The organism is Arthrobacter sp. Ld5, assembly GCF_051172775.1.
GTDB lineage: Bacteria > Actinomycetota > Actinomycetes > Actinomycetales > Micrococcaceae > Arthrobacter_D.
Map to the genome: position 1 here is coordinate 37,027 of NZ_JBPKBO010000018.1, position 15,995 is coordinate 53,021.

Consider the following 15,995-nt stretch of genomic DNA (forward strand, 5'->3'; position numbering starts at 1 on the left):
GGCGATGGGGGTGTCGTGGAGTCCGCCGGGCGCGGCCGGGGGACGGCTCGCGCGAGGAGGACGAGGTTCAGCTTGGCACAGCGCGGCCGCACGCCCCGGGCGAATTCCGGTGCCCGAAGCGACTGAAACCTGATCGATACGAAGCCGTGGCCGATTCGCTATGAATCCCGCGGTTCACCGGCGACGGAGGCACGGCCGGAGAAAATGCCTTGCATTTCGGACGTCCATGGGGAATCAGGCATGCCGCGGGGACGTTGCAGAGAGGGTCGGGACAGGCGGGATGGCGTAGCATTTGTATCCCTGCCCGCCGACGGATGCGGGACACGACCACCAGTACGACACATCGGATGAGGGGCGATCGAAGGCCGGACGGCCGAGCTATGAGCGAAACTTCAACAGGCATCAATGCGGCAGGACTCGACACCAGGCTGTTCCGCTTCGACTCGACGGAGCAGATGGTGCAGGCGCTGGGCTCCAACGACGAGGCGCTGCGGCTGATCGAGGAGTCCTTCCCCGGCGTCGGCCTCCACGCCCGCGGCAACGAGCTCACCATCACCGGTCCGTCGGCGGACGTCCTGCGGACCGAGCGGCTCGTCGCCGAGATCCGGACGATGGCGGCCAACAACGCGCCGGTCTCGCCCCAGGTCCTCGAGCAGTTGGTCACCATGCTGAAGACGCAGAGCGCCGCCCGCCCGTCGGAGGTGCTCTCGGTCAACATCCTCTCCTCCCGTGGCAGGACGATCCGCCCCAAGACCCTCAACCAGAGCACGTACGTCGACGCGATCGACCGCAACACCATCGTGTTCGGCATCGGCCCCGCGGGTACCGGCAAGACCTACCTCGCGATGGCGAAGGCCGTCCAGGCGCTGCAGCACAAGGAAGTCAACCGGATCATCCTGACCCGCCCGGCCGTCGAGGCGGGGGAGCGCCTCGGCTTCCTGCCCGGCACGCTCAACGACAAGATCGATCCCTACCTGCGCCCCCTGTACGACGCCCTGCACGACATGATGGACCCGGACTCCATCCCGCGCCTGATGGCGGCGGGAACCATCGAGGTGGCCCCGCTCGCCTACATGCGCGGCCGGACGCTCAACGACGCGTTCATCATCCTCGACGAGGCCCAAAACACCACGCCGGAGCAGATGAAGATGTTCCTCACGCGCCTCGGTTTCGGTTCGAAGATGGTCGTCACCGGCGACATCACCCAGGTCGATCTGCCCGGCGGCACGAGTTCGGGGCTGCGCGTCGTGAGCGAGATCCTCCGCGACGTCGACGACGTCTACTTCAGCGAGCTCGACGCCTCCGACGTCGTCCGGCACCGGCTCGTCGGGGACATCGTCAGTGCCTACGGCGTTTGGGACGAGGGCCAGCGGGCGTCCCAGCCGTTCGCCGGCCGGCCGGTGGCCGCCCGATGAGCGTCGAGGTCAACAACGAGTCGGGGCACGACGTCGACGAGCCCGCCCTCGTCCGCCTGTCGAACTTCCTGCTCGAATCGCTCTTCGTCCACCCCGAGGCGGAGCTGTCCATCATCCTCGTGGACACCGCCGCGATGGAGAAACTGCACATCGAGTGGATGGACGAGCCGGGTCCCACCGACGTGCTCTCCTTCCCCATGGACGAACTGCGCCCGGGCACGCCCGGCCGCGTGACACCGGCCGGTCTCCTCGGCGACATCGTGCTCTGTCCGGACGTGGCGGCATCGCAGGGCGCGGCCGCGGGGCACAGCACCGATGACGAACTGCTGCTCCTGACCACGCACGGCGTCCTCCACCTCCTCGGCTACGACCACGCGGAACCGGAGGACGAGAAGGAGATGTTCGGGCTCCAGCGCCAGCTCCTGTCCGACTTCCTCGGCGGCGACGCTCCCCGGGAGACACGCGCTTGACCATCTGGCTCCTCGCGCTGATGGGGCTGGTCTTCGCACTCACGGCTGCCCTCGTGACGGCCGCCGAGGCCGCGTTCAGCTACCTGCCGCGCCAGGAGGGTGAGGCGCTCGTCCAGGAGTCGCGGACCCCCTCGATCCGCCGCATCCTCGACGCGCCCGTCGCCCACATGCACGCCCTGCGGTTCTGGCGGGTCTGGTTCGAGATGGCCGGTGCCGTCGCCGTCGCGATCCTCTTCCACGACCTGCTCGACAACGTCTGGCTGGCCGGCCTCCTCGCCACGGCGGTCATGGCCGGCATCGGCTTCGTGATCGTCGGCGTGTCGCCACGACAGCTCGGGCGCACCCACGCCCCCGGCGTCGTCCGCATGACGGCGGGGCTCGTCTCCTTCCTGTGCGCCATCCTCGGCCCCATTCCCCGCTGGCTCGTGCGGATCGGCAGTGCCATCACGCCGGGCGCGGCACGGGACGAGGCCGCGTTCTTCACCCAGGAGGAGTTCCGCGAACTGCTCTCCCGCGCCTCCGACGCCGAGATGATCGAGGACAACGAGGCGGAGCTCATCCACTCGGTGTTCGAACTCGGTGACACCAAGGTCCGCTCGGTCATGGTCCCGCGCACCGACATGGTCACGATCGAGTCCGGCTCGACCCTGAGCCAGGCCATGTCCCTCTTCCTCCGCTCGGGGTACTCCCGCATCCCGGTCATCGGGGAGAGCTCGGACGACATCCGGGGGCTGCTGTACCTCAAGGACGTGGTGGCGAGCCTCCACGGGCGGCCCGCCTCGAACGTGTCCCGTCCCGTGGACGCGGAATGCAGGCCCGCGCGCTACGTCCCCGAATCGAAGCCGGTCGGGGACCTGCTGCGCGAACTGCAGCGCGAGTCGACGCACGTGGCCATCGTCATCGACGAGTACGGCGGCACGGCCGGGCTCGTCACGCTCGAGGACCTCATCGAGGAGATCGTCGGCGAGATCGTCGACGAATACGACTCCGAGGTGCCGGAACAGGAGCAGCTGGAGGGCGGCGGGTACCGGGTGAGCGCCCGCATGGGGATCGACGACCTCGGCGAGCTGTTCGGTCTCGACCTCGACGACGAGGAAGTGGACACGGTCGGCGGACTGCTCGCCAAGACCCTGGGCAGGGTGCCGATCGTCGGATCAGAGGTCACACTTGACGGTATCGGCCTGCGGGCCGAACGTGTGGAGGGCCGCCGGAACCGGGTCTCCCACGTGATCACCTACCGCCTGCCGCCGGAGCACGCGGCGCACGACGAACGAGAGACGATAGAGGCTGACAATGAGCGACGCTGAGCACAGGGCGGGATTCGTCTCGCTCGTCGGGCGGCCCAACGCGGGCAAATCCACCCTCACGAACGCCCTCGTGGGGCAGAAGGTCGCCATCACGTCGGCCAAGCCGCAGACCACCCGCCACACCATCCGTGGCATCGTGAACCGTGAGGACGCGCAGCTCGTGCTCGTCGACACGCCCGGGTTGCACCGCCCCCGCACGCTGCTGGGTCAGCGGCTCAACGACCTCGTCGCGGATACGCTCGCCGAGGTCGACGCCGTCGGGTTCTGCCTCCCCGCGAACGAGAAGATCGGCCCCGGCGACCGTTTCATCGCCGAGCAGCTGGCCCGGCTGAACCGCAAGCCGGTGATCGCGGTGGTCACGAAGACCGACCTCGTGGACCGTCAGGCCCTCACGGAGCAGCTCCTGGCCGTCGCGACGCTCGGCACCGAGGTGGCCGGGCCCGACGGGTGGGCCGATATCGTGCCGGTGTCCGCCGCGGACGGCTTCCAGGTCGACACGGTCGCCGAGGTCTTCAGCAGGCACATGCCCGCATCGCCCGTCCTGTACCCCGACGGTCAGCTCACCGACGAACCGGAGGCGGTCATGGTGGCCGAACTGGTCCGCGAGGCGGCCCTGGAGGGTGTCCGCGACGAGCTCCCGCACTCCCTCGCCGTCGTCGTGGAGGAGATGATCCCTCGGGAGGGACGGAGCGAGGACAACCCCATGCTCGACGTCCACGTCAACCTGTACGTCGAGCGTCCGTCGCAGAAGGCGATCATCATCGGCAAGGGCGGGGCGCGGCTGCGGGAAGTGGGCACGAACGCACGGCGCGGCATCGAGGCGCTGCTCGGCACCCGGATCTACCTCGACCTCCATGTGAAGGTGGCCAAGGACTGGCAGCGCGACCCCAAGCAGCTGGTCAAGCTAGGGTTCTAGCGGGCACGACTGCCCGGCACCGCTCGTTGGACCGCAGGGACATCCCCGCCGGCCTTCCCCCAGCACGCCGACGTGGTCGGGCGCACCGATGTGCGCGACCCGCGCCGGCGATACGATTCAGATCCGACCATCCGAAGGAGCCCGGGCATGACCCCCCGACCGTCCAGTGACGGCGCGCAGAGCGCCGGCGACGCCCCTGAGGGCATTCCCGGCGGTGCACCCGGGGGAGCGGTCCCGGCGGGGCGGCATCTGGGCCGCGGCGGGCGGCATCGGGGGCTCGCGGTCGCGGCCATGGTCATGGCGTCGGTGCTCGTGGCCGCGGTGGCCTTCGTCGCGGTGCAGGTGTTCCGCCTGCAGTCGAACGTGGCGACCTCCCCGCTGAACCTCGGCGAGAACGGGGAATCGGCGCTCCCCGTCGACTCCAGCACCGACCCCCTCCAGATCCTCATCCTCGGCACGGACACGCGCACGGGCAACTCGGGGGAGTTCTTCGGCAGCGAGGACGATTCCGCCGGCGAGGGCAACTCGGACGTCATGATGCTGCTGACGCTGTCCGCCGACCGGGAGGACGTCGCCGTCGTCTCCTTCCCCCGCGACCTGCTCGTCCCCCTGCCCAGCTGCGTGGACCCTGAGACCGGGGACGTCTCCCAGGCGATGGACCTGGGCCAGCTCAACGGTGCGCTCGGTGAGGGCGGGCCGGGCTGCACGGTCGCGGCGATCAACAACCTCACCGGTCTGTCGATCGACCACTTCATGATGGCCGACTTCAACGCGGTCAAGGAGCTGTCCTCCACCCTCGGCGGCGTCGAGGTGTGTGTCGAGGAAGCCGTCGACGACGAGTACTCGGGCCTGTCCCTGCCCGCGGGAACCAGCGAGGTCGAGGGGGACCAGGCCCTGGCCTTCCTGCGTACGCGCCACAGTTTCGGCGACGGCGGCGATGCCGGGCGGATCGCGGCGCAGCAGTCGTTCATGGCCTCCATGGCCCGCAAGGTGCAGGCCGAGGGGACCCTCACCAACCTTCCCCGGCTGTACTCCATCGCCGAGACGGTGACGCGGAACCTCACGGTGGACGAAGCCCTGTCCAGGCCCTCGGAGCTCCTGAAGATCGCCGACCGCCTGAGGGACGTCGATCTCGCCAACATCGCCTTCGTGACCGTCCCCACCGAGCAGTGGGTGGAGGACCCCAACCGCCTCGTGCTCGACGAGGACGCGGCGTCGCCGCTGTTCGACGCGCTGCGCGAGGACCGCGGTCTCACCGAGGACAAGCCCGAATCGTCCACGGCGGCGACGACGCCTCCCGCCACCCGGGTCCCCGGCACCGTCCCCGGGTCGACCGTCGGCGCCTCGGCGGTCGACCCGGGGACGGTGCCGGTCCTCGTGGTCAACGGCACCTCGAACCCGGAACGCTCGACCGAGGTGCAGGAGCTCCTCGTCGCGGCCGGGTACACGCAGGCCGCGACCTACGCGTCGGTCCCCACGGAACAGACGCAGGTCTACTTCAGCACGGGCTACGACGCCGCCGCGGCGGAGATCGCCGCACGGTTCGGTGTGCCGCGGAGCCAGGTCACCCTCGACGAGTCGGCCGCCGGGGTGCAGCTGCTCGTCGGCGCGGACCTCGCCACGGGCTCCGAAGTGGTCGTGCCGCCGCTGGGCAGCGCCCTGGAGGGCCAGACGGCCGACGAGGTGACCTGCCAGTCGGCGTCGGGCCTGTAGGCCCACCCGCGACGGCGACCGGCCCCGCCCCGGAGGGGGACGCCGGCCGGCCGTCGCGGACGGACGGGTCTACCAGATCCGGACGCGGTCCTCGGGCTCCAGCCACAGCCGATCCTCCGCGCGGAGGTCGAAGGCCGCGTGGAACTCGTCCAGGTTGCGGACCACCTGGTTGCAGCGGAACTCGTTGGGGGAGTGCGGGTCCACGGTCAGACGCCGCTTCGCCTCCTCCGGACGGATCTTCTGCTGCCAGCACGTGGCCCAGGAGAGGAAGAAGCGCTGGGTCCCGGTCAGCCCGTCGATCACCGGTGCCTCCGCTTCACCGAGGCTCAGCAGGTAGGCGCGGTAGCTGATGCCGAGGCCGCCGAGGTCGCCGATGTTCTCGCCGAGGGTGAGTTCGCCGTTGACGGTCTGGCCGGCCACCTCGGACGGTTCCAGCGCCGCGTACTGGGCCACGAGGCGCCCCGTCAGGGCGTCGAACGCCGTCCTGTCCGCCTCGCTCCACCAGTTGCGCAGGCGCCCGGTGCCGTCGAACTGGGACCCCTTGTCGTCGAAGCCGTGCCCGATCTCGTGGCCGATGACCGCTCCGATCGCGCCGTAGTTGACGGCGTCGTCGGCGGCGATGTCGAAGAACGGCGGCTGCAGGATGGCCGCGGGGAAGACGATCTCGTTCATGGTGGGCATGTAGTAGGCGTTGACGGTCTGCGGTGTCATGAGCCAGGTCCCGCGATCGATCGGTCCGCCCAGCTTGTCCAGCTGCCGGCGGTGCTCGAACTCGGCGGCGCGGAGCACGTTGCCGTAGACATCGGACGCCTGCACCTCCAGGGGACCGTAGTCGATCCATGTCTCCGGGTAGCCGATCTTCGTGGTGAACTGCGAGAGCTTCTCGAGGGCGCGGTCCCGCGTCTCGTCCGTCATCCACGCCAGGGACGCGATGCTCGCCTCATAGGCGGCGATGAGGTTGCCCACCAGGTCGAGCATTGCGGCCTTGTGCGTGGCCGGGAAATGCCGCTCGACGTACCGCTGCCCGATCGCCTCGCCGAGCGCCCCCTCGACCAGGGCCACGCCCCGCTTCCAGCGGTCCTTGATCCGGGGAGTGCCGGCGAGGTGCGTGCCGTAGAACGCGAACGCCGCGTCGACGAACCGCTCGTCGAGGTAGTCGGCCGCGTGCAGCAGGACGCGGCTCTCGAGCCACTCCCGCCAGGTGCCGAGGTCCTCGGTCCGCAGCGCGGCATCGAGCCCGCGGACGAAGTCCGGCTGGTTGACCACGAGTTCCGCGGTCTGCTCCGGGGCGTCGGCGACCACGCGCAGCCACGGGAGGAGGTGGTCCGACAACCCGGCGACGGCGTCGTGCTGCACCAGGTTGTAGGTCTTCTGCGGGTCCCTGCGCTCCACCGACCCCATCGACGACGCGGCGAGGCGCGTCTCGAGGCCGAGGACCCGGGCCGCCGCCCCGGCGGGATCGGCCGCTCCGGCGAGTTCGAAGAGCCGTGTGAGGAGCTCCGCGTACCGTTCGCGCGTCTCGGCGAAGCCGTCCTCCCGGTAGTAGGACTCGTCGGGCAGCCCGAGGCCCGACTGGGAGAGGTGCAGCAGGTAGCGCTCGGGGTTGCCGGCGTCGTTGCTCACATACGGTGCCACGAAGCCCTGGACCCCCGAGCGGGTGAGGCCCGCGCTGAGGTCGACGAGGTCCTCGACCGTGCCCACCGCCCTGATGCGTCCGAGCAGGGGCCCGATCGGGGCGGCCCCTTCGGCCTCGATGCGGCCCGTGTCCATGAAGTCCGCGTAGAGGGTGCCGATCTTCGCGTCGAGCCCGTCGGTCGACGCGGCGGCCGCCTGCACGGCCGCCTCCTCGATGATGGTCCGCACGGCGAGCTCCGAGGCGTCGCGCAGGGCGGTGAACGAGCCGGTGAGCGGCCGGTCGTCGGGGATGGCCGTGTCCTTCAGCCAGACGCCGTTCGCGTGCCGGAAGAGATCGTCCTGGGGGCGGATGGTCGTGTCGAGAGTGGTCGGATCGAAGGTGCTGATCGTCATAGTCGCTTCCTGGTTCCTCGTGGTGCGTCCGGGGTCGGCGCTCGTCCGAGCGGCCCCGGAAGCCATCCTATGTGCCGTGCTATCGTGGAAATGTGCGTGCACAGAGAACTCTCCTTCGGTGCCGCGGCGAGGCCATTTAGGACTTCGAGCCATTGGCCATCCCTCGCCGCGGTGTTCGCGTCGCCCGGCCGCCGGCACACTCAGTTCCCATAGACAAGGCCGATCCCCCCATGCGAAACGCACAGAAGACCTCCGGTATGCCGTTCGGCAAGTACCGTCCCTTCCAGGACCAGATCACCGTCGAACTCCCCGACCGCACCTGGCCGGACCGCCTGATCACGAAGGCGCCGCGCTGGTGCGCCGTCGACCTCCGCGACGGGAACCAGGCCCTGATCGATCCGATGAACCCGGAGCGCAAGCACAAGATGTTCGACCTGCTCGTCGGCATGGGCTTCAAGGAGATCGAGGTCGGCTTCCCGTCGGCGTCGCAGACCGACTTCGACTTCGTCCGTCAGCTCGTCGAGGGCGACCGCATCCCCGACGACGTCACCATCCAGGTCCTGACGCAGTCCCGCGAGCACCTGATCGAGCGGACCTACGCGTCCCTCGAGGGCGCGGACCGGGCCATCGTGCACCTCTACAACTCCACGTCCGTGCTGCAGCGGCGTGTGGTGTTCGGCCAGGACCAGGACGGCATCATCGACCTCGCCCTCCAGGGGGCCCGGCTGTGCCGCAAGTTCGAGGAGAACATGGGCAGCACGGCGATCACCTACGAGTACTCGCCGGAATCCTTCACGGGGACGGAACTCGAGTTCGCCGCCCGCATCAGCAACGAGGTGTCGGCCGTGTTCGAGGCCTCCGCCGACCGGCAGATGATCCTGAACCTGCCGGCCACCGTCGAGATGGCGACGCCGAACGTGTACGCCGACTCCATCGAGTGGATGGGCCGCAACCTCACGGACCGGGACAGCATCATCCTGTCGCTGCATCCCCACAACGACCGGGGGACCGGGGTGGCTGCCGCGGAGCTCGGCTACCTCGCCGGCGCCGACCGCATCGAGGGCTGCCTCTTCGGCAACGGCGAGCGGACCGGCAACGTGGACCTGGTGACGCTCGGCATGAATCTCTTCAGCCAGGGCATCGACCCCGAGATCGACTTCTCCGACATGGACTCCATCCGCCGCACCGCCGAGTACTGCAACCAGCTCAGCGTGCCGGAGCGTTCCCCCTACGGCGGGGACCTCGTCTTCACCGCCTTCTCCGGCTCCCACCAGGACGCCATCAAGAAGGGCTTCGAGAGCATGGAGCGCGACGCCGCGGCCGCCGGCGTCGGCGTCGACGACCTCCCGTGGGCCGTCCCGTACCTGCCGATCGACCCGAAGGACATCGGGCGCTCCTACGAGGCCGTCATCCGCGTGAACTCGCAGTCCGGCAAGGGCGGCGTGGCGTACCTGCTCAAGCACGAGCACAGCCTCGACCTGCCGCGCCGGGCGCAGATCGAGTTCTCCGGCGTCGTCCAGCGCCGCACGGAGACCCAGGGCGGCGAGGTCAGCGGCGAGCAGCTGTGGTCGGTGTTCCAGGACGAGTACCTGCCCACGCGCGCGGAGGGCGGCTCGGAGGCCTGGGGGCACTACGAGCTCACCTCGGTCAACACGGACACGGCCGAGGACGGCTCGTTCAAGCTGGTCGCGACGCTCCTGGTCGACGGGGTGCAGCAGCGGAAGTCGTCCGGCGGCAACGGACCGATCGACGCACTGCTCGCCATCCTCCGCCAGGACGGAGTGGACGTCCGCGTCCTGGACTACACCGAGCACGCCCTCTCCTCCGGCGGCAACGCGCGTGCGGCGGCCTACGTGGAGTGCGCCGTCGGCGAGCGGGTGCTGTGGGGCGTCGGCATCGACGCCAACACCACCATGGCCGCCCTGAAGGCCGTCGTCTCGGCGGTCAACCGCGCCGTCCGCGACGCCACCTGACCGGAGGCGGATGATCGCCCCCGCCGTCCCGCGTCGAGCGGACCGGCGGGGGCGGCAGGTGGGACAATGATCGGGTGCCCTCCTCGTCAGCATCACGTACCTACCGCACCGAAGGTGTCGTGCTGCGCACCTACAAACTCGGCGAGGCGGACCGCATCGTCGTCCTCCTGACGCGGGAGCACGGGCAGGTCCGTGCCGTCGCCAAGGGTGTCCGCCGCACCAGCAGCAAGTTCGGGTCCCGTCTGGAACCGTTCATGTCCGTGGATCTCCTGCTCGCGCACGGGCGGAACCTCGACGTCGTCACGCAGGCGCAGACCAAGGGCGCCTACGGCCACGGCATCGCGTCCGACTACGGGCGGTACACCGCGGCGACCGCCATCGCCGAGACCGCCGAACGCCTCACGGACCTCGGCGAGGCCGGGGGAGCGCAGTACGCCCTCGTCGCGGGGGCGTTCTCCGCGCTCAGCCGCGCCCTGCACCCCTCGGAACTCATCCTCGACTCCTATCTGCTGCGCGCTCTGGCGACGGCGGGATGGGCCCCGAGCTTCACGGACTGCGCCCGCTGCGGCGCGCCCGGCCCCCACTCCGCCTTCTCCGCGCCGCTCGGCGGCGCGGTCTGCCCGGCCTGCCGGCCGCCCGGCTCGGCGTCGCCGTCGTCCGCGACCATGGAGCTGCTCGCGGCGCTGCTCACCGGCGACTGGACGATCGCGGACGCCTCGGAGCCGGGCGCACGGCGCGAGGCCGCCGGCCTCGTCGCCGCCTACCTGCAATGGCACCTCGAACGCGGGGTCGCCTCCCTCAAACATGTGGAGCGTGTATGAAGAACCCCGCCCGTCCCGTGGCGCCGTGGCCCCACCCGAGCGGCGAGCGGGCCCCGTCCATCCCGCGCCAGTTCGTCCCCGCACACGTGGCGATCGTCATGGACGGCAACGGCCGCTGGGCGAACGAGCGCGGCCTGCCCCGCACCGAAGGGCACAAGGCGGGAGAAGCCGCACTGCTCGACGTCATGGCGGGAGCGATCGAGATCGGCGTGCGCCACGTCTCCGTGTACGCCTTCAGCACGGAGAACTGGAAGCGGTCCCCCGAGGAGGTGCGGTTCCTGATGGGGTTCAACAAGGAGGTGCTGAGGCGCCAGCGGGACCAGCTCGACGCGTGGGGGGTGCGGATCCGCTGGTCGGGGCGCCGGCCGAAGCTGTGGCAGTCGGTCATCCGGGAGCTGGAGGACGCCGAGCGGCACACCGCGGGCAATACGACCTGCACCCTGACCATGTGCGTCAACTACGGCGGCCGCGCCGAGATCGCCGACGCCGCGCGGGCCATCGCCGAGGACGTCGCGGCCGGCACGCTGAAGGCGTCCTCGGTCAGCGAGAAGACCGTGCAGCGGTACCTCGACGAGCCGGACCTGCCCGACGTCGACCTGTTCCTGCGCACCTCCGGCGAGCAGCGGCTGTCCAACTTCATGCTCTGGCAGTCCGCCTACGCGGAGATGGTCTTCATGGACACCCTGTGGCCCGACGTCGACCGCCGCACCCTGTGGCGCGCCGTCGAGGAGTACGCCTCCCGCGACCGCCGGTACGGGGGAGCGGTGGACCAGGCGGCGGACCGGGTGTCCTCCTAGGGGCCTCAGCGGGGGAGCGACCGACCGGGCGGACCGGGGACCGGCGCCAGGGACCCTGCGGGGACCTGCACGTCCATCCACCGCGTGGCCGCCAGGATCGCGGCGCCGCGGACCTCGGGGCGTGACAGGAAGACGTCGTGCAGCGCCCCGGGCAGGCGCCGGATGGTGACGTGGTGCCCGAGCTCCGCGGCGCGGCGCACCATCGGCACCACGTCGAGGATGATGTCGGACTCCAGCATCGCCTCGTTCCAGGTGGCGCTGATCATCGATGCCGTGGAGCACAGGACGAGGACCGGCACGTCGACCGTCACGCCGCGGGCCAGGGCGGCGTGGCCCGCCAGGACCGCCGCGAGCCACCCCGCCCGGACGGGGAAGCCCTTCTCGGGTCGCCAGGCCGCGTCGATGGGCCATTCGCCGTCGAGCGTGTCGCTGATGCTCCTGAAATAGAACCCCAGTGCCGGGATCCGCAGCCGCGCCTTCGGCCGGCGGCGTGAGAGGGGGTCGAGGATGCCCTGCGCGGCGCTGCGCAGCAGCGCACTGCCCTGCGTGTCGAGCCACGGACTGTTGAGGACGAGGGCCGCGATCCGCCCCGGATTGCGCGCCGCCCACAGCGTCGCGGTGAGCCCTCCCGTCGAGTGCGCCATCAGGACGACCTCCGGGTCCGCTGCCGCGTCGACCCCCGTACCGGCCCGTGCCGCCAGGCGCGTCCGCAGAGCGGCCAGTGCGGCCTCGAGGTCGGCGTCGTACTCCTCGAGGGACAGCGCGAAGCCGGGCGTCTGGCCGGGCAGCAGGCTGCGTCCGTACTTGTGCAGGTCCAGCGCGAAGAACGCCCAGCCCTGCGCCGAGAGCGCCTTGGCGAGCTCGGTGTGGAAGAAGTAGTCGCTGAAGCCGTGGACGTAGAGCACCGCCCGGGTGGGGCCGGGCTCCTCCGTGCCGGTGGGCGCGTCCGGTTCGTACGCGACGAGCGTGGCCACCCGCGGGCCCTCGTCGTCGGGCTCGAGCGGGAGGGTCAGGGCGTGGAAGGGGTGCCCCAGGATGTCCTCCGACCAGCGCTCGTCCATGCCCCGACCCTACCGGTGCACCCCGCGCGACGCCCACGAATCGTCCTGGCGGATTGGCGCCCGCCACGGGACCGTGGAACGCTGGTGGCATGCGCTTCTACCCGACCTTCTTCCGGATCGTCTTCTCCGGGATGGACGCCGAAAGGGCCCACAGGATCGGCTTCGCGCTGATCCGAGCGGTCGACCTCACGCCAGCGGGCTGGGTGCTGCGCCGTGTCTGCGGTCCGGACCCGAGCCTCGCCACCACCGCCTTCGGCGTGGAGTTCCCCTCGCCGTTCGGCCTCGCCGCCGGCTTCGACAAGGGCGGCAAGGGCGTGCCCGCGCTCACCGCACTGGGCTTCGGCCACGTGGAGATCGGGACCGTCACCGGCCAGGCGCAGCCCGGCAATCCCGCGCCGCGCCTGTTCCGGCTCGTCGAGGACCGGGCCGTGATCAACCGGATGGGCTTCAACAACGACGGCGCCGCCGCCGTCGCCCCCCGCCTGCGGTCGGCGCGCCGCCGGCTGGAGCGGCGCTACGGGGCGAGGCCGCGCCCCGTGATCGGCGTCAACATCGGCAAGACGAAGAAGGTGGACCTCGTCGACGCCGTCGCCGACTACCTCGTCAGTGCCGAGCAGCTGGCGGACACGGCGGACTACCTCGTGGTCAACGTGTCCTCGCCGAACACCCCGGGCCTCCGGCTGCTCCAGGGTGTCGAATCCCTGCGCCCGCTCCTCGAGGCCGTCCGCCGCACGGCGGACGCGGCGGCCGGCCGGCGCGTCCCGCTGCTGGTGAAGATCGCACCGGACCTGACCGACCAGGACCTCGACGACGTCGGCGCGCTCGCCCTCGATCTCGGTCTGGACGGCATCGTCGCCACCAACACGACCATCACGCGCGAGAACCTGGTCACCGACCCCGCAGAGGTCATCGCGAAGGGCGTCGGTGGACTGAGCGGCGCCCCACTGAAGGCCCGCGCACTGGAGGTCCTCGAGCGGCTGCGGGCGACCGTCGGCGACCGGCTGGCCATCGTCTCCGTCGGTGGCGTCGAGACCGCCGAGGACGTCCTCGAACGGCTCGACGCCGGCGCCACCCTCGTCCAGGGCTACACGGCCTTCCTCTACGAGGGGCCCTTCTGGGCCCACCGCATCAACCGCGGACTCGTGCGGGCCCGGCGCACCCGGGCGGCCTGAGCACCGGTGGACGTAGAAGAGCCGGGCCCGACGGGCCCGGCTCTTCTACGTGGTGCCGCACCTGCTCGGCGCAGAGGCCTGGTCAGGCGGGGTACTCGCCCCGGCGGACCTGCGGCTTGGGCAGGCGGAGACGTCGCAGCTGCAGTGCCCGCGTGACCCCGTACCAGAGGTCGCCCTGGTTGGGGGAGCCGAACTTCTCGGTCAGCTTCTTCCTCAGCTTGCGGCGCAGGAGGACGCAGTCCAGGATCACCGCGACAATCAGGACCCAGAACGCCATCAGCACGGCGCTCTGCACGGCGAGCGACTGGAAGAAGCTGAGGATCACGAACACGAGGGCCGCGATCATGAGGAACTCGCCGACGTTCACCCGGGCGTCGACGAACTGGCGGACGTACCGGCGGTTCGGGCCCTTGTCCCGCAGGGGGAGGTAGCGCTCGTCATCGGTGTCGAGCGCCCGCCGCATCTTCGCGCGCTCGTCCCGGACCGTGGTGCGGCTCTGCTCGCGCGCCGCCTTGCGGTCGTTGGGCACGAGGGGCCGCTTGCGGGCGGCCTCCTGCACGCTGCGCTTGGGCGTGGGCGCACCCTTGCCCGGCGCGCGGGGCGCCTCGGGGGTACGTGAAGCGCTGTCGACGGCTTCCTGGGCAGAGGGGGCTTCTTTGTTTCGTCCGAACACCCTCTCAGGATACCGGGTCCGCACCGGGCGGTCGCCCGGCGGACCCTCCGGTTCCTGACCGGCCTCCGGCCTCCGCCCGTGCTGCGTGTGTAGGGTGCTGGCATGACTTCCGTGACCCCTTCGCCAGACCACCCGCTCGATCCGACGTCCGTCGGCGACCGCCTCCGGACCAGTGTCGATGCGTCGTTCCCCCGCATCGTCGAGGAGCTCTCGAACCTCGTGGCCATCCAGGGCATCGCCTGGGAGGCGTTCGACGCCCGGGAGCTCGACCGCAGCGCCGAGGCGGTCGCCGACCTGATCCGTGGTGCGGGGATCGACGACGTCCGTATCCTGCGCGTCGACAACGACGGCACGCCGGGAGGCCCCGCGGTCGTGGCCCGACGCGCGGCGGCCGACGGGCAGCCGACGGTCCTCCTCTACGCCCACCACGACGTGCAGCCGCCGGGGGACCCCGCGCTCTGGGAGTCGGAGCCGTTCGTCGCGACGGAGCGCGACGGCCGCCTGTACGGCCGCGGGGCCGCCGACGACAAGGCGGGCATCATGGCGCACGTCGGCGCGTTCAGGGCGCTCACCGAGGTGCTCGGTGACGGTCTCGGCGTCGGTGTAACCCTGTTCATCGAGGGCGAGGAGGAAGCCGGCTCGCCGACGTTCCGCTCGTTCCTCGAGACCTACCGGGACGACCTCCGGGCCGACGTCATCGTCGTCGCCGACTCCAGCAACTGGAAGGTGGGCGTCCCTGCGCTGACCACCAGCCTGCGAGGACTCGTGGACGGCACCATCGAAGTGCAGGTCCTCGACCACGCGGTGCACTCGGGCATGTTCGGCGGCCCGGTGCTGGACGCCCCGACGCTCCTGGCCCGGCTGATCGCGACCCTGCACGACGACGCGGGCGACGTCGCCATCGCGGGCCTGCACGGCGGGGACCACGCGAGCGTCGAGTACGAGGAGGACGACTTCCGTGCGGATGCCTCGGTGCTCGACGGCGTCCGCCTCGCCGGCACCGGCTCCATCGCCTCGCGCCTGTGGCACAAGCCCGCACTGTCCATCATCGGCATGGACATCCCGTCCGTCGCGCTGTCCTCCAACACGCTCCTTCCGCGGGCCCGCGCCAAGTTCAGCCTGCGGCTGGCGCCGGGGCAGGACCCCCGCGCGGCGATGGACGCGGTCCGGGCCCACGTCGACGCCCACGCACCGTTCGGCGCCCGGGTGACGTTCACGCCGGGGGAGACGGGGAGCCCGTTCCTCACCGACACCGCGGAACCCGCGTCCCGGCTCGCCCTGTCGGCGCTCGAGGAGGCCTGGGGCGTCGAGCCCGTGGAGGCGGGCATGGGCGGCTCGATCCCGTTCATCGCCGACCTCACCGAGCTCTTCCCGGACGCGCAGATCCTCATCACCGGGGTGGAGGACCCGGACTCCAGGGCCCACAGCGCGAACGAGTCACTGCACCTCGACGAGTTCCGGAAGGCGGTCCTCGCCGAGGCTCTCCTGCTGGCCCGCATCAACGACGGCGGTCTGCGCCGCGACTGAACGGTGGGGCGGAAATGTTTCCGCCCCACCATCCGTTATCACTGGTGCAGGCCCGGCGTACCATGAAGGAAACCCGTGCGTGCGCCATACCGCGGACGGCACTGAGAGCGGGCACACCACGG

13 protein-coding genes are annotated in these 15,995 nt (G+C 70.8%); 10 read left to right on the top strand and 3 right to left on the bottom strand.

Going from position 1 to position 15,995, the window contains the following annotated elements; translation table 11 throughout:
• The first annotated feature begins 380 nt into the window (after window positions 1-380).
• From ACSGDB_RS08855 to ACSGDB_RS08875, 5 genes are all read left to right on the top strand, one after another.
• Window positions 381-1,415, top strand: a complete 1,035-nt coding sequence (locus tag ACSGDB_RS08855) for a PhoH family protein (RefSeq protein ID WP_434994218.1) — start codon at window positions 381-383, stop codon at window positions 1,413-1,415.
• Window positions 1,412-1,885: an rRNA maturation RNase YbeY gene (ybeY, locus tag ACSGDB_RS08860; RefSeq protein ID WP_434994220.1), complete on the top strand. Its 474-nt coding sequence runs from the start codon at window positions 1,412-1,414 to the stop codon at window positions 1,883-1,885. The genes ACSGDB_RS08855 and ybeY overlap by 4 nt, the downstream gene beginning before the upstream one ends.
• Entirely contained in the window at window positions 1,882-3,192 is a 1,311-nt protein-coding gene (locus ACSGDB_RS08865) for a hemolysin family protein (protein WP_434994221.1), read from the top strand. Before ybeY ends, ACSGDB_RS08865 begins: the two co-directional genes overlap by 4 nt.
• Window positions 3,179-4,108 carry a GTPase Era gene (gene era, locus ACSGDB_RS08870; protein ID WP_434994222.1) on the top strand — a complete coding sequence of 310 codons (930 nt, stop codon included), beginning with the start codon at window positions 3,179-3,181 and terminating at the stop codon, window positions 4,106-4,108. Before ACSGDB_RS08865 ends, era begins: the two co-directional genes overlap by 14 nt.
• A 147-nt stretch (window positions 4,109-4,255) precedes the next feature.
• Window positions 4,256-5,821: an LCP family protein gene (locus ACSGDB_RS08875; RefSeq protein WP_434994223.1), complete on the top strand. Its 1,566-nt coding sequence runs from the start codon at window positions 4,256-4,258 to the stop codon at window positions 5,819-5,821.
• Between the two features lie 69 nt (window positions 5,822-5,890).
• Here ACSGDB_RS08875 and ACSGDB_RS08880 read toward each other — a convergent pair whose 3' ends face one another.
• A complete protein-coding gene (locus tag ACSGDB_RS08880; RefSeq protein ID WP_434994224.1) occupies window positions 5,891-7,849 on the bottom strand; it encodes a M13 family metallopeptidase in 1,959 nt (652 codons plus the stop codon).
• A 230-nt stretch (window positions 7,850-8,079) separates the two neighbouring features.
• On the opposite strand from ACSGDB_RS08880, the gene leuA reads away from it, so the two are divergent.
• The 3 genes from leuA (at window position 8,080) to ACSGDB_RS08895 (ending at window position 11,440) form a co-directional block, all read left to right on the top strand.
• On the top strand, window positions 8,080-9,822 hold the full coding sequence (leuA, locus tag ACSGDB_RS08885) for a 2-isopropylmalate synthase (RefSeq protein WP_434994226.1): 1,743 nt from the start codon (window positions 8,080-8,082) through the stop codon (window positions 9,820-9,822).
• Window positions 9,823-9,896: 74 nt separating this feature from the next.
• Window positions 9,897-10,643 (top strand): DNA repair protein RecO, encoded by a 747-nt coding sequence (gene recO, locus ACSGDB_RS08890; protein WP_434994227.1) that lies wholly within the window; start codon window positions 9,897-9,899, stop codon window positions 10,641-10,643.
• Window positions 10,640-11,440, top strand: a complete 801-nt coding sequence (locus ACSGDB_RS08895) for an isoprenyl transferase (protein WP_434994228.1) — start codon at window positions 10,640-10,642, stop codon at window positions 11,438-11,440. The genes recO and ACSGDB_RS08895 overlap by 4 nt, the downstream gene beginning before the upstream one ends.
• Window positions 11,441-11,445: 5 nt before the next feature.
• On the opposite strand, the gene ACSGDB_RS08900 is transcribed toward ACSGDB_RS08895, so the two are convergent.
• Window positions 11,446-12,501 carry an alpha/beta hydrolase gene (locus tag ACSGDB_RS08900; RefSeq protein ID WP_434994229.1) on the bottom strand — a complete coding sequence of 352 codons (1,056 nt, stop codon included), beginning with the start codon at window positions 12,499-12,501 and terminating at the stop codon, window positions 11,446-11,448.
• Window positions 12,502-12,590: 89 nt separating this feature from the next.
• Between ACSGDB_RS08900 and ACSGDB_RS08905 the strand changes: the two genes are divergently transcribed.
• Window positions 12,591-13,673 carry a quinone-dependent dihydroorotate dehydrogenase gene (locus ACSGDB_RS08905; protein ID WP_434994230.1) on the top strand — a complete coding sequence of 361 codons (1,083 nt, stop codon included), beginning with the start codon at window positions 12,591-12,593 and terminating at the stop codon, window positions 13,671-13,673.
• Window positions 13,674-13,755: 82 nt separating this feature from the next.
• Here the strand turns inward: ACSGDB_RS08905 and ACSGDB_RS08910 are convergent, their stop codons facing one another.
• Window positions 13,756-14,346 (bottom strand): DUF3043 domain-containing protein, encoded by a 591-nt coding sequence (locus ACSGDB_RS08910; RefSeq protein WP_434994231.1) that lies wholly within the window; start codon window positions 14,344-14,346, stop codon window positions 13,756-13,758.
• Between the two features lie 102 nt (window positions 14,347-14,448).
• On the opposite strand from ACSGDB_RS08910, the gene ACSGDB_RS08915 reads away from it, so the two are divergent.
• Window positions 14,449-15,873 (top strand): dipeptidase, encoded by a 1,425-nt coding sequence (locus ACSGDB_RS08915; RefSeq protein WP_434994232.1) that lies wholly within the window; start codon window positions 14,449-14,451, stop codon window positions 15,871-15,873.
• Window positions 15,874-15,995 lie beyond the last annotated feature (122 nt).